We start from the raw sequence: 23,854 nt of genomic DNA, 5'->3' as shown, positions 1-23,854 counted from the left end.
TCGACGGGACGCCGTTATTGATCGGAATGCGTTCGGTATCCGATTGTATTCCGAAAGGAGGACGACTCAGCCATGCCCACAGCCAGGTCCGAAATTACTGCCGACGAGATCGCGCAGATCATCGAGGCCCATCGCGGTCTCGAAGGCCCGCTGCTGCCGATGCTGCACGCCCTTCAGGAGGCGTTCGGCTTCGTGCCCGCCGAGGCCCATCAGCCGATCTGCGACGCGCTCAACATCACCCGCGCCGAATTGCACGGGGTGATCTCGTTCTATCACGACTTCCGCAAGGCGCCCGCCGGACGGCATGTCCTCAAGATCTGCCGCGCCGAGGCCTGCCAGTCGGTGGGCGGCGCGGCTCTGGCCGAGGCCACGCTGAAAAAGCTCGGGCTCGACTGGCATGGCACCTCGGCGGATGGCGCCGTGACGGTGGAGCCGGTCTATTGCCTCGGCCTGTGCGCTTGCGCGCCTGCCGCGATGATCGACGACCGTGTCGTGGGCCGGGTCGATGACGCGAAGATCGAGGCGATGATCGAGGAGGCGCGGGCATGAAGATCTGGGTGCCGATGGACAGCGCCGCGAAGGCGCTCGGGGCGGAAGCCGTGGTCGAGGCTCTGAAGGCCGAAGCGGCGAAGCAGGGGATCGAGCTCGAGATCGTGCGCAACGGCTCGCGCGGGATGATCTGGCTCGAACCGCTGGTCGAGGTCGAGATCGACGGTGCGCGCCACGGCTACGGCCCGGCCGAGCCCGGCGACGCGGCGGCGATCCTCGCGGGAAGCGGGGCCAAGGCGCTCGGGCCCGTCGAGGAGCTCGACTGGATGCGGCGCCAGACCCGGCTGACCTTCGCCCGCGTGGGCGTGATCGACCCGCTCTCTCTGGCCGATTACGAGGCCCATGGCGGGCTTGCGGGCCTGCGCCGCGCGCTCGGGCTTTCGGGGCAGGAGATCGTGGACGAGGTGAAGACCTCGGGTCTGCGTGGGCGCGGCGGGGCAGGGTTCCCCACCGGCATCAAGTGGCAGACCGTGCATGACGCGCAGGCGCCGCAGAAATACATCGTGTGCAATGCCGACGAGGGCGACAGCGGCACCTTCGCGGACCGGATGATCATGGAAGGCGACCCCTTCACCCTGATCGAGGGGATGGCGATCGCCGGGATCGGCGTCGGCGCGACCAGGGGCTACGTCTATATCCGCTCGGAATATCCCGATGCGATCAAGGTGATGCGCCGGGCGGTCGAGATCGCGCGGGCGGAAGGCGTGCTGGGCTCGGATGTGCTGGGCTCGGGCCGTGCCTTCGACATGGAGATCCGCGTCGGTGCGGGCGCCTATGTCTGCGGCGAGGAGACCTCGCTTCTCAATTCGCTCGAGGGCAAGCGCGGCGTGGTGCGCGCCAAGCCCCCGCTGCCTGCGCTCGAGGGCTTCCTGGGCCGACCCACCGTGGTCAACAACGTGATCAGCCTCGCGACGGTGCCGGTGATCTTCGAGAAGGGCGCGCAGCATTACGCCGATTTCGGCCTCGGCCGGTCGCGCGGGACGGTGACGCTCCAGATCGCAGGCAATGTCGCGCGTGGCGGGCTCTTCGAGACCGCTTTCGGGATGAGCCTCGGCGAGGTCGTCAATTATATCGGCGGCGGCACCGCCTCGGGACGTCCGGTCAAGGCGGTTCAGGTCGGCGGCCCCCTTGGTGCCTATATGCCGGTGTCGAAATTCGACACCGCGATCGGCTACGAGGAATTCGACGCCGAGGGCGGGCTGATCGGCCACGCCGGGCTCGTGGTCTTCGACGAGAGCGCGGACATGCTGCAGATGGCGCGCTTCGCGATGGAGTTCTGCGCGGTCGAGAGCTGCGGCAAATGCACGCCCTGCCGGATCGGCGCGGTGCGCGGGGTCGAGACGATCGACCGGATCGCGCAGGGCGATCCGCAGGCTCCGGCGCTGCTCACCGATCTGTGCGACACGATGCGGGATGGCTCGCTCTGCGCGCTTGGCGGCTTCACGCCCTATCCCGTGATGTCGGCCCTGACCCATTTCCCCGACGATTTTGCCACCGCGAAGGAGGCTGCGGAATGAAGGATTTCATCATCCCCTGGAACGAGCGTTCCGATGAGCGCGACATGGGCACCCCCGCGAAGGAGGGCAAGCCCGTCACGCTCACCATCGACGGCTTCGAGATTACCGTGCCCGAGGGCACCAGCGTGATGCGCGCCGCCGCCGAGGCCGGTATCCAGGTGCCCAAGCTCTGCGCGTCGGACAATCTCGAGGCCTTCGGCTCGTGCCGGCTGTGCGCGGTCGAGATCGAGGGACGCCGCGGGCTCCCCGCCTCGTGCACGACCCCGGTCGCGCCGGGCATGGTGGTGCAGACCCAGAACGAGAAGCTGCGCAAGCTGCGCCGCGGCGTGATGGAGCTCTACATCTCCGATCACCCGCTCGACTGCCTCACCTGCGCGGCCAACGGCGATTGCGAATTGCAGGACATGGCGGGTGCGGTGGGCCTGCGCGACGTGCGCTACAAGGCCCCCGAGGGCGCGGGGCTCGCGAACCATTTCGAGGCGCGCGACACCAGCGGTCAGGTCAATCCCGAATGGCTGCCGAAAGACGACAGCAATCCCTATTTCTCCTATGATCCGAGCAAGTGCATCGTGTGCAATCGTTGCGTGCGGGCCTGCGAGGAAGTGCAGGGGACCTTCGCGCTCACCATCGAGGGCCGCGGCTTCGACAGCCGGGTCAGCGCCGGCGGCGCGGGCGACGATTTCCTTGCCTCCGATTGCGTGAGCTGCGGCGCCTGCGTGCAGGCCTGCCCGACCGCGACGCTGCAGGAGAAATCGGTGATCGAGCTCGGCACGCCCGAGCGCTCGGTCATCACCACCTGCGCCTATTGCGGCGTGGGCTGCTCGTTCAAGGCCGAGATGCAGGGCGATCAGCTCGTGCGGATGGTGCCCTACAAGCACGGCAAGGCCAATCGCGGCCATAGCTGCGTCAAGGGCCGCTTCGCCTATGGCTATGCCACGCACAAGGACCGGATCCTCAACCCGATGATCCGCGAGACCATCGACGAGCCGTGGCGCGAAGTGAGCTGGGACGAGGCGCTGAGCTTCGCCGCGACCAAGCTGCGCGGCCTGCAAGAAGTTCACGGTCGACGCAGCATCGGGGTCATCACCTCGAGCCGCTGCACCAACGAGGAAACCTTCCTCGTTCAGAAACTCACCCGTGCGGTCTTCGGCAACAACAACACCGATACCTGCGCACGCGTCTGCCATTCGCCCACCGGCTACGGTCTGGGCCAGGCCTTCGGCACCTCGGCGGGCACGCAGGATTTCGACTCGGTCGAGAAGACCGATGTGGTCGTCGTGATCGGCGCCAACCCGACCGACGGTCACCCGGTCTTCGGCTCGCGTCTCAAGAAGCGGCTGCGGGAGGGGGCGAAGCTGATCGTGATCGACCCGCGCCGGATCGACCTGGTGAAATCGGCCCATATACAGGCCGCCCATCACCTCGCGCTCAAGCCCGGCACCAACGTGGCCGTGCTCACCGCGCTGTCGCATGTGATCGTGACCGAGGGGCTGATGGACGAGGCCTTCATCCGCGAGCGCTGCGACTGGGACGAATTCCAGGACTACGCGGAATTCGTCTCCGATCCGCGCCACAGCCCGGAGGCGACCGAGGCCCTGACCGGCGTCCCGGCGGCCGAGCTGCGCGCGGCCGCGCGCCTCTTCGCCACCGGCGGAAACGGGGCGATCTATTACGGGCTCGGCGTGACCGAACACAGCCAGGGCTCGACCTCGGTGATGGGCATCGCGAACCTCGCCATGCTCACCGGCAATCTCGGGCGTCCCGGCGTCGGCGTGAACCCGCTGCGCGGCCAGAACAACGTGCAGGGCTCGTGCGACATGGGGTCCTTCCCGCATGAGTTGCCGGGCTATCGCCATGTGAAGCTGCCCGAGGTGCGCGAGATCTTCGAACAGGCCTGGGGCGTCGAGATCGACCCCGAGCCGGGCCTGCGCATCAACAACATGCTCGATGCGGCGGTCGATGGCAGCTTCAAGGGGCTCTACATCCAGGGCGAGGACATCCTGCAATCGGATCCCGACACCAAGCATGTCGCGGCCGGCTTGGCGGCGATGGAGTGCGTGATCGTGCACGATCTCTTCCTCAACGAGACCGCCAATTACGCCCATGTCTTCCTGCCCGGCTCCACCTTCCTCGAGAAGGACGGGACCTTCACCAATGCCGAGCGCCGGATCAACCGCGTGCGCAAGGTGATGGCGCCGCGCAACGGCTATGCCGACTGGGAGGTGACGCAGCTTCTCGCCAATGCGATGGGGGCGGGCTGGAACTATACCCACCCCGCGCAGATCATGGAGGAGATCGCCGCCACCACGCCGAGTTTCGCGGGCGTCGACTATGCCCTGCTCGAAGAGAAGGGCTCGGTGCAATGGCCCTGCAACGAGGCCCATCCCGAAGGCACGCCGGTGATGCATGTCGACGGCTTCGTGCGCGGCAAGGGACGCTTCATCGTCACCGAATATGTCGCGACCGACGAGAAGACCGGCCCGCGCTTCCCGCTTCTGCTGACGACGGGGCGGATCCTGTCGCAATACAATGTCGGCGCGCAGACGCGGCGCACGGAGAACGTGGTCTGGCACGAGCGCGACCTGCTCGAGATCCATCCCCACGATGCCGAGCAGCGCGGGATCAAGGATGGCGACTGGGTGCGGCTGGCCTCGCGCACGGGCGAGACGACGCTGATCGCGAAGCTCACCGACCGGGTCAGCCCGGGCGTGGTCTACACCACCTTCCACCATCCCGACACGCAGGCCAACGTGATCACCACGGATTTCTCCGACTGGGCGACGAACTGCCCGGAATACAAGGTGACCGCGGTTCAGGTGGGGCCGTCGAACGGGCCGACCGACTGGCAGGAAGAATACGCCGCCCGCACGGAACGCGCGCGCCGCATCCTGCCCGCCGCCGAATGACGCGCGCACCGGGTGCGGCGGGCAGGATCACGGTCCCGCCCGTCGCGCCCGGTCGTTTCACGGAGAATGACGAGGTGTCCCATGTCGCCTGAAAAGATGGTCTATATGGCCAACCAGATCGCCACCTTCTTCAAGACCCAGCCCGGCGAGGATGTCGCGGCGCGGGTCGCGGCGCATATCCACGATTTCTGGGAGCCGCGGATGCGCGACCAGCTCTGCGCCCATGTGGATGCGGGCGGTGCCGGGCTCGACCCCGCGGTGATCGCGGCCGTCGCCGAGCTTCGGGCGGGGGCCTGAGGCTCAGGTCACCCGCGCGCGGGTCTGGAAGCGCGGATCGCGCCAGAGATCGCGCGCCATCACATCGGCGAGGATATCGACCGCGCGGGCCACGTCCTGCGCATCGAGATAGAGCGGCGTGAAGCCGAAACGCATGATGTCGGGCGTACGGAAATCCCCGATCACGCCATGGGCGATCAGCGCCTGCATCGCGGCGTAGCCTTCTTCGAACGCGAAGGACACCTGCGACCCGCGGGCCTGGGGATCGCGCGGCGAGGCGAGGGTGAGCTGGGGACAGCGCGCCTCGACGCCCGCGATGAACTGCTCCGACAGCTCGATCGAGCGCGTCCGCAGCGCCGCCAGATCGACGCCCTCCCAGATATCGAGCGCCGCGTCGAGGATCGCGAGCTGGATCACCGGGGGCGTGCCCACGCGCATCCGCTCGATCGCCCGGGCGGGGCGGTACTGCGGCTCCATCGCGAAGGGCGCGGCATGACCCATCCAGCCCGAAAGGGCGGGGTCGACCGTCTCGACCAGATCGGGGCGGACATGGATGAAGGCGGGCGCGCCCGGCCCGCCATTGAGATACTTGTAGCTGCAGCCGACCGCGAATTCCGCTCCGATCGCGCCGATCCCGAGCGGCATCGCGCCCGCCGAATGCGCGAGATCCCAGATCATCACCGCGCCCGCCTCATGGGCGCGCCGGGTGATCGCCGCCATATCGTGGCATCGCCCCGTGCGATAATCGACATGGGTGAGCATCACCGCCGCCACGCTCTCGTCGATCGCATCGAGCACCTGATCGGGCGCGGGCATGCGCAATTCGTGGCCCCGCCCGAGCGTCTCGATCAGCCCCTCGGCCATGTAGAGATCGGTCGGGAAATTTCCGCTATCCGACAGGATCACCCGCCGTTCGGGCCGCATCCTCAGCGCCGCGGCCAACGCCTGATAGACCTTGATCGAGAGCGTGTCGCCGGTGGTGACCGAGCCCTCCGACGCGCCGATCAGCCGCGCGATCCTGTCGCCCACCCGTTGCGGCAGCGCGATCCAGTCGGCGCTGTTCCACGCCCTGATGAGTTCATTGCCCCATTCCTCGCGGATCGTCCTCATCGCGCGTTCGGCCGCGCCGCGCGGCAGCGGTCCGAGCGAATTCCCGTCGAGATAGATCACCCCGGCGGGCAGCTCGAAATCGGCCTTGCGGGGAAGCGCGGTTGCGGATCGGGTCATTCTGGGCTCCGTGGCGGCGCGACCTGTGCCGGTCGTCGCGGCCATCCTTGCCCGGCGCGCGCGGCGGAGGCAACCGGGCGTGGGTCAGCCGGTACGAGGCGGGCGGAGATCCTCGGGACGGTCGACATCGCGCAGGGCGCCCGCTCCGAGGGGAACGCGGCGCAGATCGGGGCGGCGCCGCAAGAGCGCCCCCGCGCCCCGGTCGCCGCGCAGGCGCAAGAGCGGGCCGAAGATACGGCGCGGGATCAGCGCGGGCGGCGCGAGGCTGCGCCCGTCCGTGGCCATCGCGGGATGCAGGCCGCCGTGGCGCAGAAGGGCGCGCAGCTCGGCGCGGCCGATCCCCGGCATGTCCCCGAGCACGATCAGAAGGTGGCTCGCACCCGTGGCGCGCGCGCCCCGCACCGCGCGGCGCAAGCTGGCGGCCTGCGGCCGGCGATGTCCGACGCTCCAGAGCGCGGTGCCGGTTCCGCGCAGGGCATGGGGTTGCCGGGGCGTCCGGGTGATCGCGGCGCGCCGGGAAAGCCCGAGACCGGAAAGCGCGCGGGCAGGTGCCTGCACCATCGCTCGTCCGGAGATGCGGGCTGCGAGCTTGTCGCGCGCCCCGAACCGGCGCGAGGCGCCCGCGGCGAGAACCACGCCCACGATCCGGCCCTTCATCCCTGTGCCGCCTCCAACGCCTCGGCGAGCACCGAGACCGCGAGCAGCTTGGGGTCGCGGGCGCGCGCGATCAGCCCGACCGGGCCGCGGATGCGGGCGATCTGCTCCTGCGCGAGCCCGAGCGCGCTCAGCCGCTCGGCCCGCTGTTGCGCCGCGCGCCGGCTGCCCTGCGCACCGATGTAATAGGCGGGGCTGTCGAGCAGCGCGCGCAGGATCGGGATTTCGCGCTCGTGATCGTGGAAGAACAGCACCGCCGCCGTGCGCGCGTCGATCTCCATCCCGGCCAGCGGCGCATTGCGGTTCAGGCGGTGGGTCTCCACCGAGCGGAACTCTCCGGGCTCGGGGCAGGCGAGAACGGTCTGGTAGCCCGCCGATTGGGCGAGCCGTGCGAAGGTTTCCGCCTCCGGTCCCGCGCCGAAGACGGCGAACCGCGGCTCGGGGCGCAGATGCAGGCTGAGTTCGGTCTCGGGGCCGGGGGCGGCGCTGACCTGGCCGGGGCCGGGCGCCACATGCAGCGTGATCTCGCGGCGCTTCGTTCGGGCGTGCTCGATGCTTTGCTGCAAGGTCTCGGCGGGAGGCGGCATCACCACGACCTCCAGCGCGCCGCCGCAGGGCAGGGGCAGATCGGCGAAGGGCGAGCCCGCGCCGTAGCGAAGCCTGCGCGGCCGGTTTTCCTGCGCGACCTTGCGCAGATGGTGGGCGATATCCGCGTCGATGCAGCCCGCCGAGAGTTGGCCGCGCAGATGGCCCGCGCAATCGAGGCTCATCGCAGCGCCGAGCGGGCGATAGCTCGCCCCCTCGATCCGGGTGAGGATGGCGAGCGCGGCGAGCTGTCCTGGCACCGGCAGGGGCAGCTCGGAGAGATCGAGCGTGCTCGTGATCGCGACCCGCTCGAAGGTGAGACTACCGTCCATCGGCCCACCCCGCGAGCACCTTGTCGGGCGTGGCCGGGAAATGGCGCAGCCGCAGCCCGGTCGCGTTGTGCACGGCGTTGATCACCGCCGCGCCCGAGCCCGAGATGCCGAGCTCGCCGATCCCCTTCGACTGGATCGGATTGGCCTGATCGTCGCGCTCGGGCAGGAAGACCACTTCCATGTCGCGCGGAATATCCGCATGGGCGGGGATGTGGTAATTCGCCAGATCGCGGGTGACGATATGGCCGGTGCGCGGGTCGTGGCCCAGCTCTTCATGGAGCGCCGATCCGACGCCCCAGACCATGCCGCCCACCGCCTGGCTGCGCGCGGTCTTCTCGTTGAGCACCCGGCCGATCCCGAACACGCCGAGCATCCGGCGCACGCGGATCTCGCCCGAGACCTCGCTCACCGCGACCTCGACGAAATGCGCGCCGAAGCCGGCCGAGAAATGGCTCTCCGCGGTCTTGCCCTTCTCGATCTTCGCCTCGGCGCTGATCGGTTCGGGCAGCAGATCGGCAAGCTTGGCGCGGGTGCCGCCGCCCGAAACCTCGCCGCCCGACACTTTCAGCTCCTCCGGTTTGCAGCCCAGACGCTGGGCGAGGATCTCGCGGATCTTGCGCGCGGCGAGGAAGACCGACGAGCCCGAGGAGGAGGCGCCGAAGGAGCCGCCCGAGCCCGAGGCGCCGGGCAGGTCGCTATCGGCCAGATGCACCGCCACCTTGTCGATCGGCAGTCCCAGCATCTCGCCGGCGATCTGTCCGAGGATCGCGTAGCTGCCGGTTCCGATATCGGTCATGTCGGTCTCGACCAGCGCGCCGTCGCGGCTGAGCGTGACGCGGGCGGCCGAGGGTACGAGCATGTTGGAGCGGCCCGCGCCCGCCATCCCCATCCCGATCAGCCATTCGCCCTCGCGGCGGCTGCCGGTCTCGGGTCGCTGATCCCAACCGAAGCGCTTCGCCCCCTCGCGCAGGCTCTCGGCCAATGCGCGCGCGGTATAGGCCTGACCGGTCACGGGGTGGCGTTCGGGGATGTTGCGCAGCCGCAGCTCCACCGGGTCGAGGCCCAGCTTCTCGGCCAGTTCGTCCATCGCGGTCTCGAGCGCGAACATGCCCACCGCTTCGCCCGGCGCGCGCACCGAGCCCGAAGGCGTGCGGTGATTGCGCGAGATATGCTGGCGGATCAGCCGGTTGGGCGCGGAGTAGAGGAAGCGCGTCGCGGCGCTGACCGGTTCGGCGAAGCCTTCGCCTTCCAGGTTCGAGACGCGGTCCTCGTGGCCGATCGCGGTCAGCCGGCCGTCCTTGTCCGCGCCCAGACGCAGCCGCTGCCAGGTCTCGGTGCGGCGCAGCACCGCGTCGAACACGGTCTGGCGGCTCATCACCACGCGCACGGGGCGTTCGAGCGCCCGCGCGGCGAGCGCCGCCGAGACATGTTCCGACGAGATCCCGAGTTTCGAGCCGAACCCGCCGCCCACATAGGGGGCGAGGATGCGCACGGCCTCGGGGGAGACGCCGAGCGCATCGGCGAGCTCGTTCTTGTTGAAGCGGATCATCTGCAGCGAACCATGCATCAGGAGCCGACCGTCGCGCCATTCGGCGATCGCGGCATGGGGCTCCATCGCGGCGGCCGCGTGACCGGCGGTGGTATATTCGGCATCGACCACGGCGGCTGCGCCCGCCATCGCCGCCTCCAGATCGCCCTGAACCGATTTGCGTTTCTCGTTCTCCTCGATCTCGCCGGTGTCCGGAGCGACCGGCGCGCCGGGCGCTTCGTCGTAATGCACGACGATCCGGGCCGCGGCGTCGCGCGCGGTCTCGAAGCTCTCGGCCACGACGAGCGCGACCGGCTGGCCGTGATAGTCGATGCTTTCGCCCGGCTGGCAGGGGGCCTCGTCGGCCATGCCCTGCGCGGGATTGCGGATGAAGCGCGGGCCGTGGAACAGCCCGAGATAGCCCGGCAGGGCCTGCGCGGCGCTGTCGTCGAACCCGGTCACCCGGCCGCGGGTGATCGTCGCGCGCACGAGCACGCCATGCACCATCCGTTCGGGGGCGTATTCGGCGCTATAGCGTGCCTGGCCCGTCACCTTGAGCCGCCCCTCGGGCCGGTCGAGCGGTTCCCCGATCAGCCCCTGTCCGGTCTCGTCGAGCAGGCGCGGCTGCGCCTCGTCCATCTTGAAAGCCTCGCTCATGCCGGAACCTCCGCCTTGTCCGTGCCCGTCGAGGCGGGGGCGAGCCCCGTCGCCTCGCGCATCACCGCGATCAGCGCGCGGCGGGTCATCTCGCGTTTGAAATCGTTGCCCTCATCGGTCTCGGCCTGCGCCAGCAGCCGGTCGGCGGCGCGGACGAAAAGTTCCGCCGACGGGCTCTGGCCCGAAAGCATCGCATCGACCTCGGGATCCTTCCAGGGCCGCGCCCCGATCCCGCCGAAGGCGAGCGACGCGGTCGCGATCCGCGCGTCCTCCATGCGCACGACGGCGGCGACCGAAACGAGCGCGAAGGCGTAGGAGGCGCGGTCGCGGATCTTGCGGTAGCTCTGCGTCGCGCCGGGAAGGGGGGCGGGCAGCAGGACGGCGGTGATGATCTCGCCGGGCTCGAGCGTGGTCTCGAGATCGGGGCGTTCACCGGGCAGGCGGTAGAGCGCGTCGAGGCCGAGCCTGCGGGTCGCGCCATCGGCGCGGCGCGTCTCGACCTCCGCCTCGAGCGCGCGCAGCGCCACCGCCATGTCGGAAGGGTGGGCGGCGCGGCAGGCCTCGGAGGTGCCGAGGATCGCGAGCATCCGCGACACGCCGCCGATCGCGGCGCATCCCGCGCCGGGCTCGCGTTTGTTGCAGGCCATGGCCGGGTCGTAGAAATAGGGGCAGCGCGTGCGTTGCAGCAGGTTGCCGCCGGTGGTCGCCTTGTTGCGGATCTGGCCCGAGGCACCGGCCAGAAGGGCGCGCGCAAGCACCGGATAGCCGGTGCGGATGCGCATATCCGCGGAAAGATCGGAATTGCGCACCAGCGCGCCGATGCGCAGCCCCGGCCCGTCGCTCTCGATCCGGTCGAGGCCGGGGATGCGGGTGATGTCGACCAGCCGCTCGGGCGTCATCACCTGCAGCTTCATCAGGTCGAGCAGGTTCGTGCCGCCGGCGATGATCCGGCCGCCGGCTTGCGCGGCCTCCGCCGCGGTCTCGAGATCGCGGGCGCGCTGATAATCGAAGGGTTTCATTCGCGGCCCTCCCGGGTCTGCGCCGCATGGGCCCGCGAGATCGCCTCGCGGATGAAGGGATAGGCGGAGCAGCGGCACAGATTGCCGCTCATGCGTTCGGCGATCTCGGCATCATCGAGGTCGGCCGGTGCGGTGAGGCTCTCAGAGACATGCGAGGGCGCGCCCTCGGCCGCCTCGGCCATCATCCCGGTCGCGGACATGATCTGGCCCGGGGTGCAGTAGCCGCATTGATAGCCGTCGCAGGAGACGAATTCGCGTTGCAGCGTGTTCATTTCCTCGGGAGTGCCGAGCCCCTCGACCGTGGTGACCTGATCGCCGTCATGCATCACCGCGAGGCTCAGGCAGGCATTGATCCGTCGCCCGTCCACCAGCACGGTGCAGGCCCCGCATTGCCCGTGATCGCAGCCCTTCTTGGTGCCGGTCAGTCCCATATGATCGCGTAGCGCGTCGAGCAGGGTCACGCGCGCGTCGAGATCGAGTGTCTTCTCCACGCCGTTGACGTCCAGTGTGATTTTCATGGGTATCCCTTCGGAATTGTTCGCCTCGGGCCACGCCCGTCCACGCCACGGGCGCGGGTGCCTCCGAAGGGGCAACGGAGGGGGCGAAGATTGGTTCCGGGTGCGGGAGGTTAAATTGCGCGTGAAGACGGCGCGGGGCCCGGACGCGCGCGCATCCGGGCCCCGAACGGGTGCCGCGACGGGAGGGTGTCAGCCCTCCGCCTCGGCCGCTGCGACATTCGTTTTCACCGCGAGATAGCTGTCGGGCGTGACCGAGATCGTGTCGATCCCGGCCTTCACGAGCAGCTTGGCGAAGGCGGGATCGTTGCTCGGCGCCTGACCGCAGAGACCGACCTTGCGCCCCGCCTTGTGCGCTTTCTCGATCACCGTCTCGATCATCCACAGCACCGCCGGGTCGCGTTCGCTGAAGAGCCCGGCCAGTTCCTCGGAATCGCGGTCGATCCCGAGGGTGAGCTGGGTCAGGTCGTTCGACCCGATCGAGAAGCCGTCGAAACGCTCGGCGAAGGCCTCGGCCGAGATCACGTTCGAGGGGATCTCGGCCATCACATAGACCTGCAGCCCGTTCTCCCCGCGCGTGAGCCCGTTCTGCGCCATCACCTCGAGCACCTGATCGGCCTCGCCCAGCGTCCGGCAGAACGGGATCATCACGATCGCATTGTCGAAGCCCATCTCCTCGCGCAGCCGCTTGAGCGCGCGACATTCGAGCGCGAAGCCGTCGCGATAGTGATCCGAATAGTAGCGCGAGGCGCCGCGGAAGCCGATCATCGGGTTCTCCTCGGAGGGCTCGAAGCTGCGCCCGCCCAGCAGGTCGGCATATTCATTGGTCTTGAAATCGCTCATCCGGATGATGACCGGGTTCGGATACCAGACCGCGGCGATCCGCGAGAGCCCCATCGCGAGCTTGTCGACGAAATAATCCGCGCGCTCCTCGTAGCCGCGGGTGAGCGCGTCGATCGCCTCGCGGTCCGCGGCCTCTTTGAGCTGGTCGTAGCGGGTCAGCGCGAGCGGGTGGACCTTCACTTCGTTCGAGACCACGAATTCCATCCGCGCGAGCCCCACGCCATCGGCGGGCAGTCGCCACCAGCGCATCGCGGCGGAGGGGTTGGCGAGGTTGAGCATGACCTTGGTGCGGGTCTGCGGAACCGCCGCGAGATCGAGCTCCTCGACCGTGACCTCGGCCTTGCCCTCATAGATCGCGCCATCCTCGCCTTCCGCGCAGGAGACGGTGATCATCTGGTGGTCGTGCAGGACGCGGGTCGCATTGCCGGTGCCCACGATCGCCGGCACGCCCAGTTCGCGGCTGATGATCGCGGCATGGGAGGTGCGCCCGCCATGGTCGGTGACGATCGCCGAGGCGCGTTTCATGATCGGCACCCAGTCCGGGTCGGTATTGCCGGTGACCAGCACCGCCCCGTCGATGAACCGGTCGATCTGCTCGGCGCTCTCGATGATGCAGACCTCGCCCGAGGCCACGGCCGATCCCACGCTGAGACCCGAGGCGAGCTTCGCGCCATGTTTGCCCAGATGGTAGGATTTCATCGCCCCCGCGGTCGCGCGCGACTGCACGGTTTCGGGACGCGCCTGCACGATATAGAGCTTGCCGTCCTCGCCGTCGCGCGCCCATTCCATATCCATCGGGCAGCCGTAATGCGCCTCGATCGTCGCCGCCATCCGCGCCAGTTCGAGGATCTCGGGGTCGTCGAGAACGAAACTTTCGCGCTCGGCCTTCGAGGTGGGCACGTTGCGCGTCGCCGCCCCGCCCGTGCCGCCATGGATCATCTTGATCTCCTTCGAGCCGAGCGCCTTGTGCAGGATCGGCACCGTGCCCTCGCGCCCGAGGAAGGGTTTGAAGACCTGGTATTCGTCGGGGCTGACCGCGCCCTGCACGACATTCTCGCCCAGGCCCCAGGCCGCGTTGATCAGCACGACCTTGTCATAGCCGCTCTCGGTGTCGATCGAGAACATCACGCCCGAGCCGCTGAGATCCGAGCGCACCATCAGCTGCACCCCGATCGAGAGCGCGACCTCGAGATGGTCGAACCCGCGCAGGTTGCGATAAGTGATCGCGCGGTCGGTGAAGAGCGAGGCATAGCAGCGTCGGCAGGCCGAAAGCAGCGCCTCTTCGCCCACGACGTTGAGGAAGGTCTCCTGCTGGCCCGCGAAACTCGCATCGGGCAGGTCCTCGGCGGTGGCCGAGGAGCGCACCGCGACCGACGGGTTCGCGCGCCCCAGACGTTCGCCCAGTTCGCGATAGGCGGTGCGGATCTCCTCTTCGAGCGCGGCGGGGAACCGGCCCGCGCGCAGCGCCGCGCGGATCGCCTGGCCGGTCTCGGCCAGGGTCTGCCGGCCGTCGGCGAGCTTGGCGAGTTCGTCCTCGAGCACCGCGCCGAAGCTGTTCTCCTCGAGATAGTCCCAATAGGCGGTGGCGGTGGTGGCGAAACCCGGTGGCACGCGGATCCCGGCCGCGCCGAGGGTCTGGATCATCTCTCCCAGCGAGGCGTTCTTGCCGCCCACTTTCGGCACGTCCTCGCGCCTGAGCTTTTCGAGCCAGACAAGATTCTCTGCGGGTCTCGATGAATTCAGCGCCATGACGGATCTCCTCTCCTGTTCGCGGCTGAGCTTAGCCGAGGAAGGGGCCGCCACAATGATCCGCGTCAAATCGCGGGCCGTATCGAAGCGATCGCGCAGGTTTCGCGCCAGCGGGAGATTTGAGCGAGATCAAGTCCTTGGGGTCGATAGTCTGGTTTATACCGGCAGGAGGACCCCGCGGGCGCGGGGAAGGGAGAACGCGCAATGACTGTGGACATCAAAGAGGACGGGCATAAGCCCTTGCCTCCCGACGAACGTCGCCGCGAGGTGCAACTGCCCTGGTGCCGGCCGAAACCGGGGCACGAGGATAGCCGCGCGCCCGATCTGCTGCGCGAGATCATGGGGCATCCGAATTACCGGCAGGCCGACGAGGATATCGATTTCCTCAATCGCGACGACATGCGCGCGACGCGGCTCCTGCTCGACTACCAGAAACCCGAGACGCTGCTGCGCGAACACGGGGTCGCGCATTCCATCGTCGTCTTCGGCAGCACCCGCATTCCCGAACCCGCGGCCGCGCGCGAGCATCTCGAGGTGCTGCGGGCGCGCTGCGAGGTCTGTCCCGAGGATGCCGATCTGCACCGCCAGGTCAGGGTCGCCGAGCGCGTCCTCGCCAAGAGCGACTATTACGAGGTCGCGCGCGAATTCGGCCGGATCGTCGGGGCCGCGGAAGGCTCGGGCGACAATCGGCTCGTGGTGGTGACCGGGGGCGGGCCGGGAATGATGGAGGGAGCCAATCGCGGCGCGCATGATGCGGGCGCGAAGACGATCGGGCTCAACATCACCCTGCCGCATGAGCAATTCCCCAACCCCTATATCACGCCCGGCCTGTGCCTGCGCTTTCGCTACTTCGCCCTGCGCAAGCTCCACTTCCTGATGCGCGCCCGCGCGCTCGTGGTCTTTCCGGGCGGGTTCGGGACGTTCGACGAACTCTTCGAGACGCTGACCCTGATCCAGACCCGCAGGCTCCGGCCGGTGCCGGTGATCCTGGTCGGTCGCGCCTTCTGGGAGCGCGCCTTCGACCCGGATTTCCTCGTCGAGGAAGGGGTGATCGACCCGGAGGACCGGGAGCTCTTCTGGTATGCCGAGACCGCGCAGGAGATCTGGGACGATATCCGGCAGTGGTATGCGCGCGCCGGGCGCGACATGCGTGAAGCCGAAACGGGGGTGGAATAGATGCGGATATCCTTTCACGGCGCCGCGCAGGAGGTGACGGGCTCGTGCCATCTGGTCACCTGCCGGGGCCGCAACATCCTGATCGATTGCGGCATGTTCCAGGGCCGTCACGAGCTCGTCGACGACAATGCCGCGCCCTTCGGCTTCGATCCCGCGGCGATCGACCTGGTGTTGCTCACCCATGCCCATCTCGATCACTGCGGACGCCTGCCGCTTCTGGTCAAGCGCGGCTTCCGGGGCGAGATCATCGCGACCTCGGCCACCCGCGATCTGGCGCGGCTGGTGATGCTCGATGCGGCCCATCTCCAGGAAGAGGAAGAGCGCCACGATCACCGTCACGGGCGCAACGGCGGCGCGCATCGGGCTCTCTACGACACGATGGACGCGCTCGACGCGGTGGACCGGTTCGGGCGCGAGGCTGCGTATCGCGAGCCGCTCGAGCTTTTCCCCGGCATCACCGCCACCTATTTCGAGGCGGGCCATATCCTCGGCTCGGCCTCGATCCGGCTCGACCTCGAAGAGCACGGGCAGCGGCGCAAGGTGCTGTTCTCGGGCGATATCGGACCCGACGACCGGCCGCTCCTGAACGATCCCGATCCGCCCGGCGATGCCGATGTCGTAGTGATGGAGACGACCTATGGCGATCGCGATCACCGCGATCTCGACGCCTCGGTGGAGGAGTTCTTGTCTGCGGTCCGTCACGCCGGCAGCCGCGGCGGCAATGTCGTCATCCCGACCTTCGCGCTCGAGCGGACGCAGGAATTGCTCTGGTTCCTGCGCGAGGGGATGGAAGCGGGCAAGCTGCCCCGCGCGCTCGAGGTCTTCCTCGACTCGCCGATGGCGATCTCGGCCACGCGGATCTTCCAGCGCCATCCCGAGGCGATGCGCCCCGAACTGGCCGGCATGATCGCGCATGGCAGGGATCCCTTCGCGCTGCCGCAGCTGCATTTCACCCGCGAGACGCAGGAATCGATCGCGCTCAACGAGATCCGCTCGGGGGCGGTGATCATGGCGGGCTCGGGAATGGCGACGGGCGGGCGGGTGCGCCATCACCTGCTGCGCAACCTCGCGCGCCCCGAATGCAGCGTGATCTTCGTTGGGTATGCCGCCGAGGGCACGCTTGCGCGGATCATCATCGACGGCGCGAAGGAGGTGAAGCTCTTCGGCGAGCACGTCCCGGTGCGCGCGCGCATCCACACGATCAACGGGTTCTCCGCCCATGCCGGACGCGCGGACCTGCATCGCTGGCTCGCGCGGACGGGCAATCCGCGGAAGGTCTTTCTCGTGCATGGCGAGCCGAAATCGATGCAAGCCTTCGCACGCGATCTCGATCCCGAGAGGGTGACGATGCCCAAACCGCACGAAAGCTACGCATTGTGACCGGCTTAAGAGTATTTTTACGCGCTCTCGCAAATTGTCGCCGCTGTCACGGCGTTGTTGTGCAGAGTGACTACACGGATCGCGTTATGCGTGTATTCTGAGTCGGTCCTTCACTGGATCAGGGAGTTGCCAATGACGTTTCAACCTGCCTTGCCGAGCCCGGCCGGCTTCGGTCCGCGCCGCCCCGGCTACCTCCGTCAGTCGAACCTGCCCGCCGAGCTCGGGCCGGATCCGCGCGCAACGCTCGAATGTTTCGTCGATCTCGGGCTGAGCGATGCCGAGATCGCCCGGTATTTCCATATCGAAGCGGTGCGTCTCGCGCCCTTGACCGCGACGCTGCGCGGCCCCGCCTCCTGAGGGGGCGGCCCGATCAGCCCTGTCCCTCGGCAAACTCGCGGGGCAGGGCGAAGACCATCGCGAGTGCAATGAGTTTGAGCCCGCAGGGCAGGAGCGCATAGGCAAGGGTTAGCGCCGTGAGCGCGGCGGGGCTGTTTTCCGCGCCGGGGGTGAAGCCCGCCTGCTGCAGCAGCGGCAAGACCACCCCGGCGGCGAGCGCGAGTGCGAGCTTGGCGGCGAAACTCCAGATCCCGAACGCCTGCCCGGCCCGCAGACCGGCACGGCCGAGCGCCGAGGCGAAGAGCGCGGGCAGGATCACCATATCCGCGCCGAGCGCGACCCCCGAACCCAGACAGATCGCTGCGAAACCGAGCGCCGCGCCCTTTGGCAGGACAGCCGCGCCGATGAAGCTCGCGATGGAGAGGACCATCGCGGCGAGCAGGACGCGTCGGGCACCGAAACGGCCGGCGAGACGGCTCCAGAGCGGCGCGCTCAGCCCGGCGGCGGCGAAGAACAGGATCAGGAAGGGGCCGGCCAGCCCTGGCAGCTCCAGCCGGTCCTCGACGAAGAAGAGAAAGAGGGTCGAGGTGACCGCGACGGGCAAGGCGTTGACGAAGGCGAGCCCCAGCAGACGCCCTGCCGCGCCCGAGAGGAAGTCGCGCAGGCGCGGGCGGCGGGCGGTGGGCGCGGACAGGCCCCAGACCGGGCGCGAGAGGAGCGCGCTCAGGATGGCCAGCGCGGCGACGGCCCAGCCGAAACCCGCATAACCACCCCGCGCAGGCAAGATCTGCGCGAAGGCGACGGGGGCCGCGGCGGCCAGGATCACGCCCGCAAGGAGGCCCGCCTCGCGCCAGCTCGCCAGCCGGTACTGGGCGGCGGGGGCCGAACCGGCGAGCGCGGTGCTCTGGCCGTAGAGCAGGATCGTCCCGAGGCTGTAGCCGGTGAAGAGCAGAAGCAGCGTCCCGCTCAGCCAGAGCGCGGGCGCCAAGGGGGCGGGCAGCGCAAACAGCATCGCGAAACCCGCTCCGAGCAGCAGAAGGGCGAGGCCGGCGAATTGCCCGCGCCGGTCCGGCCAGCGGTCGATCATCCAGCCGAGCGCCGGGTCCTGCGCGAAATCGACGATGCGGATCGCGATCAGGACCGCGCCGACCTGCCCGAGGCCCAGCCCGAGTTCGGTCACCGCGAAGCGCGGCAGGTGGATATAGATCGGAAGCCCCGCCGCGGCGAGGGTGAGCGCGACAAGGCTCACCCGCCAATAGGGCAGGCGCCGCTCGCTTTGCCCTTGGGGCGTCCCGGAACATGCGGTCATCGTCTCGCGGCCCTCTCTGGTCAATCGCCTCCCGAGGCTACGCGCCGAACCGGATCGCGGATCGCTTTGCGAGGCAGACCGCGCGGGGGGGTGAGTCCGGGGCACGCGCCCCGCCGGGCCGTTTCTTGCGCGGAAGGATTGGTCAGCGGCTCCGAATTCGTGATTAATTCGTGGGCAATTGCCGTTTGAACCGGCCGTTTCTCCGCGCCCCCCTTGGCGCAAACGGGTGGCGTGCCTTTGATGGAGGGGCAGGGCGCTTAGGGTTCCGTTGCCGCGAATGGCAGGTCTGGTCCGAGAAGCGCCACCCGGGCGGCAAATTCCGCCTCGGGCACACGGCGGGCCAAAATCCCGGGAGAGTACTGCGCAGGTCTGACCCGCGCCTCGTCTCTTTGTTCCGCCAGCGGGCCGGCCTCAACGCCATGATACGGGCGGGACGTTGCCAACGGGGAAGACCATGACCAGAACGAAGATCCTGTCCGCCACGGCCCTCTCGCTGGGGGTTCTCGCCGCATCCTTCTCGCCCGCGATGGCCGAGAAGAAGGCCGATTTCAAACTCGCCTGGTCGATCTATGCCGGCTGGATGCCCTGGGGCTATCTCGAGAGCTCGGGGATCATGGACAAATGGGCGAAGAAATACGGCATCACCGTCGATATCGTCCAGATCAACGACTACATCGAGTCGATCAACCAATACACCGCGGGCGCCTTCGACGGGGTGAGCGCGACCAATATGGACACGCTCTCGATCCCCTCGGGCGGCGGCGTGGACACGACCGCGCTGATCGTGGGCGACTATTCGAACGGCAATGACGCGATCATCTCGAAGGACGCGACCTCGGTGGCCGAACTCAAGGGCACCAAGGTGAACCTCGTCGAGCTGTCGGTCTCGCATTACCTGCTGGCGCGCGCGCTCGACAAGGCGGGGCTGGCCGAGAAGGATCTTGCAGGCGTCGTCAATACCTCGGATGCCGACATGATCGCGGCCTTCGCCACGCCCGAGGTGAAGACGGTGGTGACCTGGAACCCGCTGGTCTCCGAGATCATGTCCTCGAACCCCGACGCCCACAAGATCTTCGACAGCTCCGAGATCCCGGGCGAGATCCTCGACCTGATGGTGGTCAATACCGAGACCCTCAAGGACAATCCCGAACTCGGCAAGGCGGTCGCGGGGGCCTGGTACGAGGTGATGGGCAAGATGGCAGCGGGTGACGAAGAGGCGCTGACCGCAATGGCCGAGGCCGCGGGCACCGATCTTGCGGGCTACAAGGCGCAGCTCGACGCGACCGCGATGTTCTACGACCCGGCCAAGGCGGTCGCGCAGGCCTCGAGCGCGGAGATGCCCAAGACCATGACCCATGTCGCGAATTTCCTGTTCGACAAGGGGATCCTCGGGGTCGACGCGCCCTCGGCCGATTTCGTGGGGGTCGAATATCCCGACGGGTCGGTCGCCGGCGACAAGGGCAATGTGAAGCTGCGCTTCGACACGACCTACATGCAGATGGCCGCCGACGGCAGCCTCTGAGCCCATCGCGCCCGGCCGAACCCCGGCCGGGTCGCTTTCCCTTCGGCCAAGAGATCATGCGTCTTCTCAACCGACATCCCTCACGCCCGACCGCGATCTTGCTCGCCGCACTTCCCTTCGCGGTGGTCCTGATCGCCTATGCGATCGGCTCCGAGATCCGCCTGGCGGCGAACCCGCAGGACAAGCTCCTGCCTGCGCCGGGCGCGATCCTCGACACCGCGATCCGGCTCTTCACCGAGCCCAACAAGCGCAGCGGCGAGATCCAGATCTGGCACGATACCTGGGCGAGCCTGCGCCGGCTCGCGCTCGGGGTCGGCAGCGGCGCGCTGATCTCGCTGATCCTCGGGGTCGGGATCGGGCTTCTGCCCTATGTCCGGCGGGGCTTCTCGAGCTTCGTCGCGGTGATCTCGATGGTTCCGCCGCTGGCGCTGCTGCCGATCCTCTTCATCGTCTTCGGGCTGGGCGAGACCTCGAAGGTCGTCCTCATCGTGATCGGGATCACGCCCTTCCTGATCCGCGATCTCAGCCAGCGCGTGCTCGACATCCCGCATGAGGAGATCGTCAAGGCGCAGACGCTCGGGGCCTCGACCTGGGTGATCGCGCTGCGCGTCGTGCTGCCGCAGATCCTGCCGCGTCTGATCGCGGGGGTGCGGCTGTCTCTGGGCGCGGCATGGCTGTTCCTGATCGCGGCCGAGGCGGTCGCGGCGGAGCAGGGGCTCGGCTACCGGATCTTCCTCGTGCGGCGCTATCTCGCGATGGACATCATTCTGACCTACGTGATCTGGATCACGCTGCTGGCCTTCGTGATCGACTATGCGCTCAAGGTGCTGGCGCGCCGGGCCTTCCCCTGGATGGAGGGCGGGCTATGAGCTTCGTGAGCGTGCGCAACGTCTTTCAGAGCTACGATCGCCGGCCGATCCTCGAACGCGTCAATCTCGAGGTGGAAGAGGGTGAGTTCGTCTCGATCGTCGGGGCCTCGGGCTGCGGCAAGTCCACCTTCCTGCGGCTCCTGCTGGCCGACGAGACGCCGACGCGGGGCACGATCACCGTGGCCGGCGGGGCCCCCGCACGCGAACCCGGGCGCGAGCGTGGCGTCGTGTTCCAGCGCTACTCGGTCTTTCCGCATCTCAGCGTGCGCGACAATATCGTGGCGGCCGAGAGCTTCCCCACCGGCTGGGGCTGGTTCCGGGGCGGCAAGCTGCGCGCGGCGCGCGGCCGCGCCGACGAAGTGCTCGAACGGATCGGGCTGGCGCATGTCGCGGGCAATTACCCGGCGACGCTTTCGGGGGGCATGCAGCAGCGGCTCGCGATCGGACAGGCGCTCCATGCCCGCCCGCGCATCCTGCTCCTTGACGAGCCCTTCGGTGCGCTCGATCCCGGCACCCGCGTCTCGATGCATGAATTCCTCACCGATCTGCGCGCCGAGACGAAGATGACCGTCTTCATGGTGACCCATGATCTGGCCGAGGGGTTCAAGCTGGGCGACCGCGTCCTCGTCTTCGACAAGACCCGCTGGGATCCCGATTTCCCCGAGGCCTATGGCGCGACGATCACCTTTGATTTCGACGCGCGCGACCATGGCGTGCCCTATCAGCGCATCCTCGACAAGATCCCCTCTCTGGCCGCGGCCGCGATGCCGTCGCCCGCCTGAGAGACCCCGTTTCACCGCGCGCGCCGCTGGGCCCCGCGCGCGGGACGCCGCCAAGGTCCAGAGGAAGAGCCCCGCGCGTTCGGGGCGAGACAGGATGGAGACAGAGATGTTCCATGATTTGCCAGGCGGGCGCTCGCACCCGCACCACCCGCAGGCCGCGCTTGCCCGACGCGCGCTGCGCGAGCGGCGCCAGCACCACCCCGACCTGACCCGGTTGCAGGGCTGGAAGGCGATGCAGAAGGAGGGCGAGCTGCCCGAGGGCCGCTGGGACGAGGAGCGCCGCTGGGCGCTGCGCATGGGCCTGACCGGTGCGGACAGCATCGAGGACAAGTCGATCCCGACCTTCGCGCGCGGCGAGTTGCCCCATTACGCGGGCATCAACACCTTCCTCAAGGCGCCCTATGTCGAGGATGTGCTCGAGGTCGCCCATTACGACGCGACCGTGCTCGGGATCCCCTTCGACGGCGGCACCACCTACCGCCCCGGCACCCGCTTCGGGCCGCAGGGCGTGCGCAAGATCTCGGCGCTCTACACGCCCTACAATTACGAGATCGGGGTCGATCTGCGCGAGCAGATGACGCTGTGCGACGCGGGCGACGTGTTCACCATCCCCGCCAATATCGAGAAGAGCTTCGACCAGATCAGCCGCGCGGTCAGCCATGTCTATTCGAGCGGCTCGCTGCCGATCATGATCGGCGGCGACCATTCGATCGGCTTCCCCTGCGTGCGGGGCATCGCCGAATGCACCTCGAAGAAGATCGGGATCGTGCATTTCGACCGCCATGCCGACATCCAGGAGAAGGATCTCGACGAGCGGATGCACACCACGCCCTGGTTCCACTCGACCAACCTGCCCAACGTGCCGGCGAAGAACCTCGTGCAGATCGGCATCGGCGGCTGGCAGGTCCCGCGCGAGGCGGTGAAGGTCGCGCGCGAACGCGAGACCAACATCATCACCATGTCCGATGTCGAGAAGATGGGCATCGACAAGACGATCGAGATGGCGCTCGAACTGGCCTGGGACGGGGTGGACATGGTCTATATGTCCTTCGACATCGACAGCATCGATTGCGGCTTCGTGCCGGGCACCGGCTGGCCCGAGCCGGGCGGCTTCCTGCCGCGCGAGGCGCTGGCGCTGGCCTCGGGCGTGGCGGCCGAAGGGATCTGCGGGATGGAGCTCGTCGAGGTCTCGCCGCCCTATGACACGTCCGACATCACCGCGCTGATGGGCACCCGGGTGATCGTCGATGTGCTGGGCGCGATGGTCTCGAACGGGACGCTGGGCAAGCACAAGGCCCATATCGACAAGCCGGTCTCGATCCCGCATGGCGAATTCGAGGGCAAGCGCTGGTCCAATCCCGAGCCGCACAAGATCTGAGGGAGGCGAGGATGCCGCATGACCACGGCCCGCATGGCCACCACCATCATCACCACCACGACCATGCCCCGCACGGGCATGGCCACAACCATGCCCATGGCGATCACCTGCACAGCCAAATGCATCACGAGGACGAGGCGGCCGATCTTCAGGTGCTCGCCGCGCAGTTCATCGACGGCTTCGTGCAGGCCGCGGACAAGACGAGCTACCTCAAGCTCGCGGGCGTGCCGTTCGAGCGGCCCGGGCAGGGCGGTGCGAAGGCGCTCAAGCTCGTCGATGTCGAACTCCGGACCGAATGGCAGGTGGGCACCGCCTCGCCGAGCTTCGGTTCGCGCGAACTCAGCTACCTGCCATTCCCCGGCGAAATGGTGCGCGAACGCACCAACATGGCGCTGATCTACGTCTCGATGGACGAGAAATCGGCCCTCGACATCCGGGACTTCCTCCTCCAACGCAAAAAGGAAATCGACACATGAAATCTCTCTCCCTGACCCTCGCAGCCCTGCTCGTCGCCTCGCCCGCGCTCGCCCATCCGGGGGGGCACATGCATCCGCACGGGATCGGCACCGTCGTCGCGCTCGGTCTCGGCGCTGCCGCCTTCTGGGGGCTGGTCTCGCTGGGGAAGGCGCGGTTTTCCTGACCTGAAGGCCTGGACGGGGCGGAAAACGCCCCGTCCGCGCACCTCACGATTGATCGCGGCGCCGAGTTGAGGCGTAATCGCAAGACATAGCGATGATCGGAGGCA

General features: G+C 68.3%; 21 protein-coding genes and 1 riboswitch. Of the genes, 13 read left to right on the top strand and 8 right to left on the bottom strand.

Features of this window, described 5'->3' with window-relative positions:
* Positions 1-72 precede the first annotated feature (72 nt).
* From DW2_RS02910 to DW2_RS02895, 4 genes are all read left to right on the top strand, one after another.
* The gene (locus DW2_RS02910) at positions 73-549 is read left to right on the top strand and encodes a formate dehydrogenase subunit gamma (RefSeq protein WP_038143661.1); all 477 of its coding nucleotides are present in this window, start codon (positions 73-75) and stop codon (positions 547-549) included.
* Positions 546-2,066: a formate dehydrogenase beta subunit gene (locus DW2_RS02905; RefSeq protein ID WP_038143658.1), complete on the top strand. Its 1,521-nt coding sequence runs from the start codon at positions 546-548 to the stop codon at positions 2,064-2,066. Before DW2_RS02910 ends, DW2_RS02905 begins: the two co-directional genes overlap by 4 nt.
* Positions 2,063-4,972: a formate dehydrogenase subunit alpha gene (fdhF, locus tag DW2_RS02900; RefSeq protein WP_038143656.1), complete on the top strand. Its 2,910-nt coding sequence runs from the start codon at positions 2,063-2,065 to the stop codon at positions 4,970-4,972. Before DW2_RS02905 ends, fdhF begins: the two co-directional genes overlap by 4 nt.
* Positions 4,973-5,053: 81 nt before the next feature.
* The gene (locus tag DW2_RS02895; protein ID WP_038143654.1) at positions 5,054-5,269 is read left to right on the top strand and encodes a formate dehydrogenase subunit delta; all 216 of its coding nucleotides are present in this window, start codon (positions 5,054-5,056) and stop codon (positions 5,267-5,269) included.
* A gap of 3 nt (positions 5,270-5,272) precedes the next feature.
* On the opposite strand, the gene kynU is transcribed toward DW2_RS02895, so the two are convergent.
* The 7 genes from kynU to ppsA form a co-directional block, all read right to left on the bottom strand.
* On the bottom strand, positions 5,273-6,475 hold the full coding sequence (gene kynU, locus DW2_RS02890) for a kynureninase (RefSeq protein ID WP_038143652.1): 1,203 nt from the start codon (positions 6,473-6,475) through the stop codon (positions 5,273-5,275).
* An 84-nt stretch (positions 6,476-6,559) separates the two neighbouring features.
* Positions 6,560-7,132 carry a nucleotidyltransferase family protein gene (locus DW2_RS18955; RefSeq protein ID WP_051855241.1) on the bottom strand — a complete coding sequence of 191 codons (573 nt, stop codon included), beginning with the start codon at positions 7,130-7,132 and terminating at the stop codon, positions 6,560-6,562.
* A complete protein-coding gene (locus tag DW2_RS02880) occupies positions 7,129-8,046 on the bottom strand; it encodes an XdhC family protein (RefSeq protein WP_051855236.1) in 918 nt (305 codons plus the stop codon). The genes DW2_RS18955 and DW2_RS02880 overlap by 4 nt, the downstream gene beginning before the upstream one ends.
* The gene (locus DW2_RS02875; RefSeq protein WP_038143650.1) at positions 8,036-10,231 is read right to left on the bottom strand and encodes a xanthine dehydrogenase family protein molybdopterin-binding subunit; all 2,196 of its coding nucleotides are present in this window, start codon (positions 10,229-10,231) and stop codon (positions 8,036-8,038) included. The genes DW2_RS02880 and DW2_RS02875 overlap by 11 nt, the downstream gene beginning before the upstream one ends.
* A complete protein-coding gene (locus DW2_RS02870) occupies positions 10,228-11,250 on the bottom strand; it encodes an FAD binding domain-containing protein (RefSeq protein ID WP_038143648.1) in 1,023 nt (340 codons plus the stop codon). Before DW2_RS02870 ends, DW2_RS02875 begins: the two co-directional genes overlap by 4 nt.
* Positions 11,247-11,768: a 2Fe-2S iron-sulfur cluster-binding protein gene (locus DW2_RS02865; protein ID WP_051855235.1), complete on the bottom strand. Its 522-nt coding sequence runs from the start codon at positions 11,766-11,768 to the stop codon at positions 11,247-11,249. Before DW2_RS02865 ends, DW2_RS02870 begins: the two co-directional genes overlap by 4 nt.
* Before the next feature lie 189 nt (positions 11,769-11,957).
* Positions 11,958-14,357 carry a phosphoenolpyruvate synthase gene (gene ppsA / locus DW2_RS02860; RefSeq protein ID WP_038143646.1) on the bottom strand — a complete coding sequence of 800 codons (2,400 nt, stop codon included), beginning with the start codon at positions 14,355-14,357 and terminating at the stop codon, positions 11,958-11,960.
* Between the two features lie 204 nt (positions 14,358-14,561).
* Between ppsA and DW2_RS02855 the strand changes: the two genes are divergently transcribed.
* The 3 genes from DW2_RS02855 (at position 14,562) to DW2_RS02845 (ending at position 17,270) form a co-directional block, all read left to right on the top strand.
* Entirely contained in the window at positions 14,562-15,533 is a 972-nt protein-coding gene (locus DW2_RS02855; protein WP_051855234.1) for an LOG family protein, read from the top strand.
* Positions 15,534-16,913 carry an MBL fold metallo-hydrolase RNA specificity domain-containing protein gene (locus DW2_RS02850; RefSeq protein WP_038143644.1) on the top strand — a complete coding sequence of 460 codons (1,380 nt, stop codon included), beginning with the start codon at positions 15,534-15,536 and terminating at the stop codon, positions 16,911-16,913.
* Positions 16,914-17,045: 132 nt separating this feature from the next.
* Entirely contained in the window at positions 17,046-17,270 is a 225-nt protein-coding gene (locus DW2_RS02845; RefSeq protein ID WP_038143643.1) for a hypothetical protein, read from the top strand.
* Positions 17,271-17,283: 13 nt separating this feature from the next.
* Here the strand turns inward: DW2_RS02845 and DW2_RS02840 are convergent, their stop codons facing one another.
* Positions 17,284-18,558: an MFS transporter gene (locus tag DW2_RS02840; RefSeq protein ID WP_238321238.1), complete on the bottom strand. Its 1,275-nt coding sequence runs from the start codon at positions 18,556-18,558 to the stop codon at positions 17,284-17,286.
* A 246-nt stretch (positions 18,559-18,804) separates the two neighbouring features.
* Positions 18,805-18,915, top strand: a riboswitch (guanidine-I (ykkC/yxkD leader).
* 97 nt (positions 18,916-19,012) lie between these two features.
* On the opposite strand from DW2_RS02840, the gene DW2_RS02835 reads away from it, so the two are divergent.
* The 6 genes from DW2_RS02835 to DW2_RS19640 all read left to right on the top strand — a co-directional run bounded on the left by DW2_RS02835 (position 19,013) and on the right by DW2_RS19640 (position 23,749).
* Positions 19,013-20,080, top strand: coding sequence for a putative urea ABC transporter substrate-binding protein (locus tag DW2_RS02835; protein ID WP_038143642.1), 1,068 nt, complete (start codon positions 19,013-19,015; stop codon positions 20,078-20,080).
* Positions 20,081-20,136: 56 nt separating this feature from the next.
* A complete protein-coding gene (locus tag DW2_RS02830; protein ID WP_038143641.1) occupies positions 20,137-20,949 on the top strand; it encodes an ABC transporter permease in 813 nt (270 codons plus the stop codon).
* Positions 20,946-21,731 carry an ATP-binding cassette domain-containing protein gene (locus DW2_RS02825; RefSeq protein ID WP_038143640.1) on the top strand — a complete coding sequence of 262 codons (786 nt, stop codon included), beginning with the start codon at positions 20,946-20,948 and terminating at the stop codon, positions 21,729-21,731. Before DW2_RS02830 ends, DW2_RS02825 begins: the two co-directional genes overlap by 4 nt.
* A 106-nt stretch (positions 21,732-21,837) precedes the next feature.
* Positions 21,838-23,109, top strand: coding sequence for an agmatinase family protein (locus DW2_RS02820; RefSeq protein WP_081874842.1), 1,272 nt, complete (start codon positions 21,838-21,840; stop codon positions 23,107-23,109).
* A gap of 11 nt (positions 23,110-23,120) precedes the next feature.
* Positions 23,121-23,585 (top strand): hypothetical protein, encoded by a 465-nt coding sequence (locus tag DW2_RS02815; protein WP_038143639.1) that lies wholly within the window; start codon positions 23,121-23,123, stop codon positions 23,583-23,585.
* A complete protein-coding gene (locus tag DW2_RS19640; protein ID WP_156102862.1) occupies positions 23,582-23,749 on the top strand; it encodes a peptidase M23 in 168 nt (55 codons plus the stop codon). The genes DW2_RS02815 and DW2_RS19640 overlap by 4 nt, the downstream gene beginning before the upstream one ends.
* The last annotated feature ends 105 nt before the right edge of the window (positions 23,750-23,854 follow it).

Source organism: Thioclava atlantica (genome assembly GCF_000737065.1).
Classification (GTDB): domain Bacteria; phylum Pseudomonadota; class Alphaproteobacteria; order Rhodobacterales; family Rhodobacteraceae; genus Thioclava; species Thioclava atlantica.
The sequence above is the reverse complement of the archived record's forward strand: the minus strand, read 5'-3'. Positions and strand labels throughout refer to the sequence as shown.

Bases quoted from the DNA above. Each gene is read 5' to 3' on its own strand.
- DW2_RS02905 (WP_038143658.1), top strand. From the start codon at position 546: ATGAAGATCTGGGTGCCGATGGACAGCGCCGCGAAGGCGCTCGGGGCG.
- DW2_RS02850 (WP_038143644.1), top strand. From the start codon at position 15,534: ATGCGGATATCCTTTCACGGCGCCGCGCAGGAGGTGACGGGCTCGTGC.
- DW2_RS02870 (WP_038143648.1), bottom strand. From the start codon at position 11,250: ATGAAACCCTTCGATTATCAGCGCGCCCGCGATCTCGAGACCGCGGCG.
- DW2_RS02875 (WP_038143650.1), bottom strand. From the start codon at position 10,231: ATGAGCGAGGCTTTCAAGATGGACGAGGCGCAGCCGCGCCTGCTCGAC.
- DW2_RS02835 (WP_038143642.1), top strand. From the start codon at position 19,013: ATGACCAGAACGAAGATCCTGTCCGCCACGGCCCTCTCGCTGGGGGTT.
- DW2_RS19640 (WP_156102862.1), top strand. From the start codon at position 23,582: ATGAAATCTCTCTCCCTGACCCTCGCAGCCCTGCTCGTCGCCTCGCCC.
- DW2_RS02820 (WP_081874842.1), top strand. From the start codon at position 21,838: ATGTTCCATGATTTGCCAGGCGGGCGCTCGCACCCGCACCACCCGCAG.
- DW2_RS02825 (WP_038143640.1), top strand. From the start codon at position 20,946: ATGAGCTTCGTGAGCGTGCGCAACGTCTTTCAGAGCTACGATCGCCGG.
- DW2_RS18955 (WP_051855241.1), bottom strand. From the start codon at position 7,132: ATGAAGGGCCGGATCGTGGGCGTGGTTCTCGCCGCGGGCGCCTCGCGC.
- DW2_RS02845 (WP_038143643.1), top strand. From the start codon at position 17,046: ATGACGTTTCAACCTGCCTTGCCGAGCCCGGCCGGCTTCGGTCCGCGC.
- DW2_RS02910 (WP_038143661.1), top strand. From the start codon at position 73: ATGCCCACAGCCAGGTCCGAAATTACTGCCGACGAGATCGCGCAGATC.
- DW2_RS02840 (WP_238321238.1), bottom strand. From the start codon at position 18,558: ATGACCGCATGTTCCGGGACGCCCCAAGGGCAAAGCGAGCGGCGCCTG.
- DW2_RS02815 (WP_038143639.1), top strand. From the start codon at position 23,121: ATGCCGCATGACCACGGCCCGCATGGCCACCACCATCATCACCACCAC.
- DW2_RS02855 (WP_051855234.1), top strand. From the start codon at position 14,562: ATGACTGTGGACATCAAAGAGGACGGGCATAAGCCCTTGCCTCCCGAC.
- kynU (WP_038143652.1), bottom strand. From the start codon at position 6,475: ATGACCCGATCCGCAACCGCGCTTCCCCGCAAGGCCGATTTCGAGCTG.
- DW2_RS02895 (WP_038143654.1), top strand. From the start codon at position 5,054: ATGTCGCCTGAAAAGATGGTCTATATGGCCAACCAGATCGCCACCTTC.
- DW2_RS02880 (WP_051855236.1), bottom strand. From the start codon at position 8,046: ATGGACGGTAGTCTCACCTTCGAGCGGGTCGCGATCACGAGCACGCTC.
- DW2_RS02830 (WP_038143641.1), top strand. From the start codon at position 20,137: ATGCGTCTTCTCAACCGACATCCCTCACGCCCGACCGCGATCTTGCTC.
- fdhF (WP_038143656.1), top strand. From the start codon at position 2,063: ATGAAGGATTTCATCATCCCCTGGAACGAGCGTTCCGATGAGCGCGAC.
- DW2_RS02865 (WP_051855235.1), bottom strand. From the start codon at position 11,768: ATGAAAATCACACTGGACGTCAACGGCGTGGAGAAGACACTCGATCTC.
- ppsA (WP_038143646.1), bottom strand. From the start codon at position 14,357: ATGGCGCTGAATTCATCGAGACCCGCAGAGAATCTTGTCTGGCTCGAA.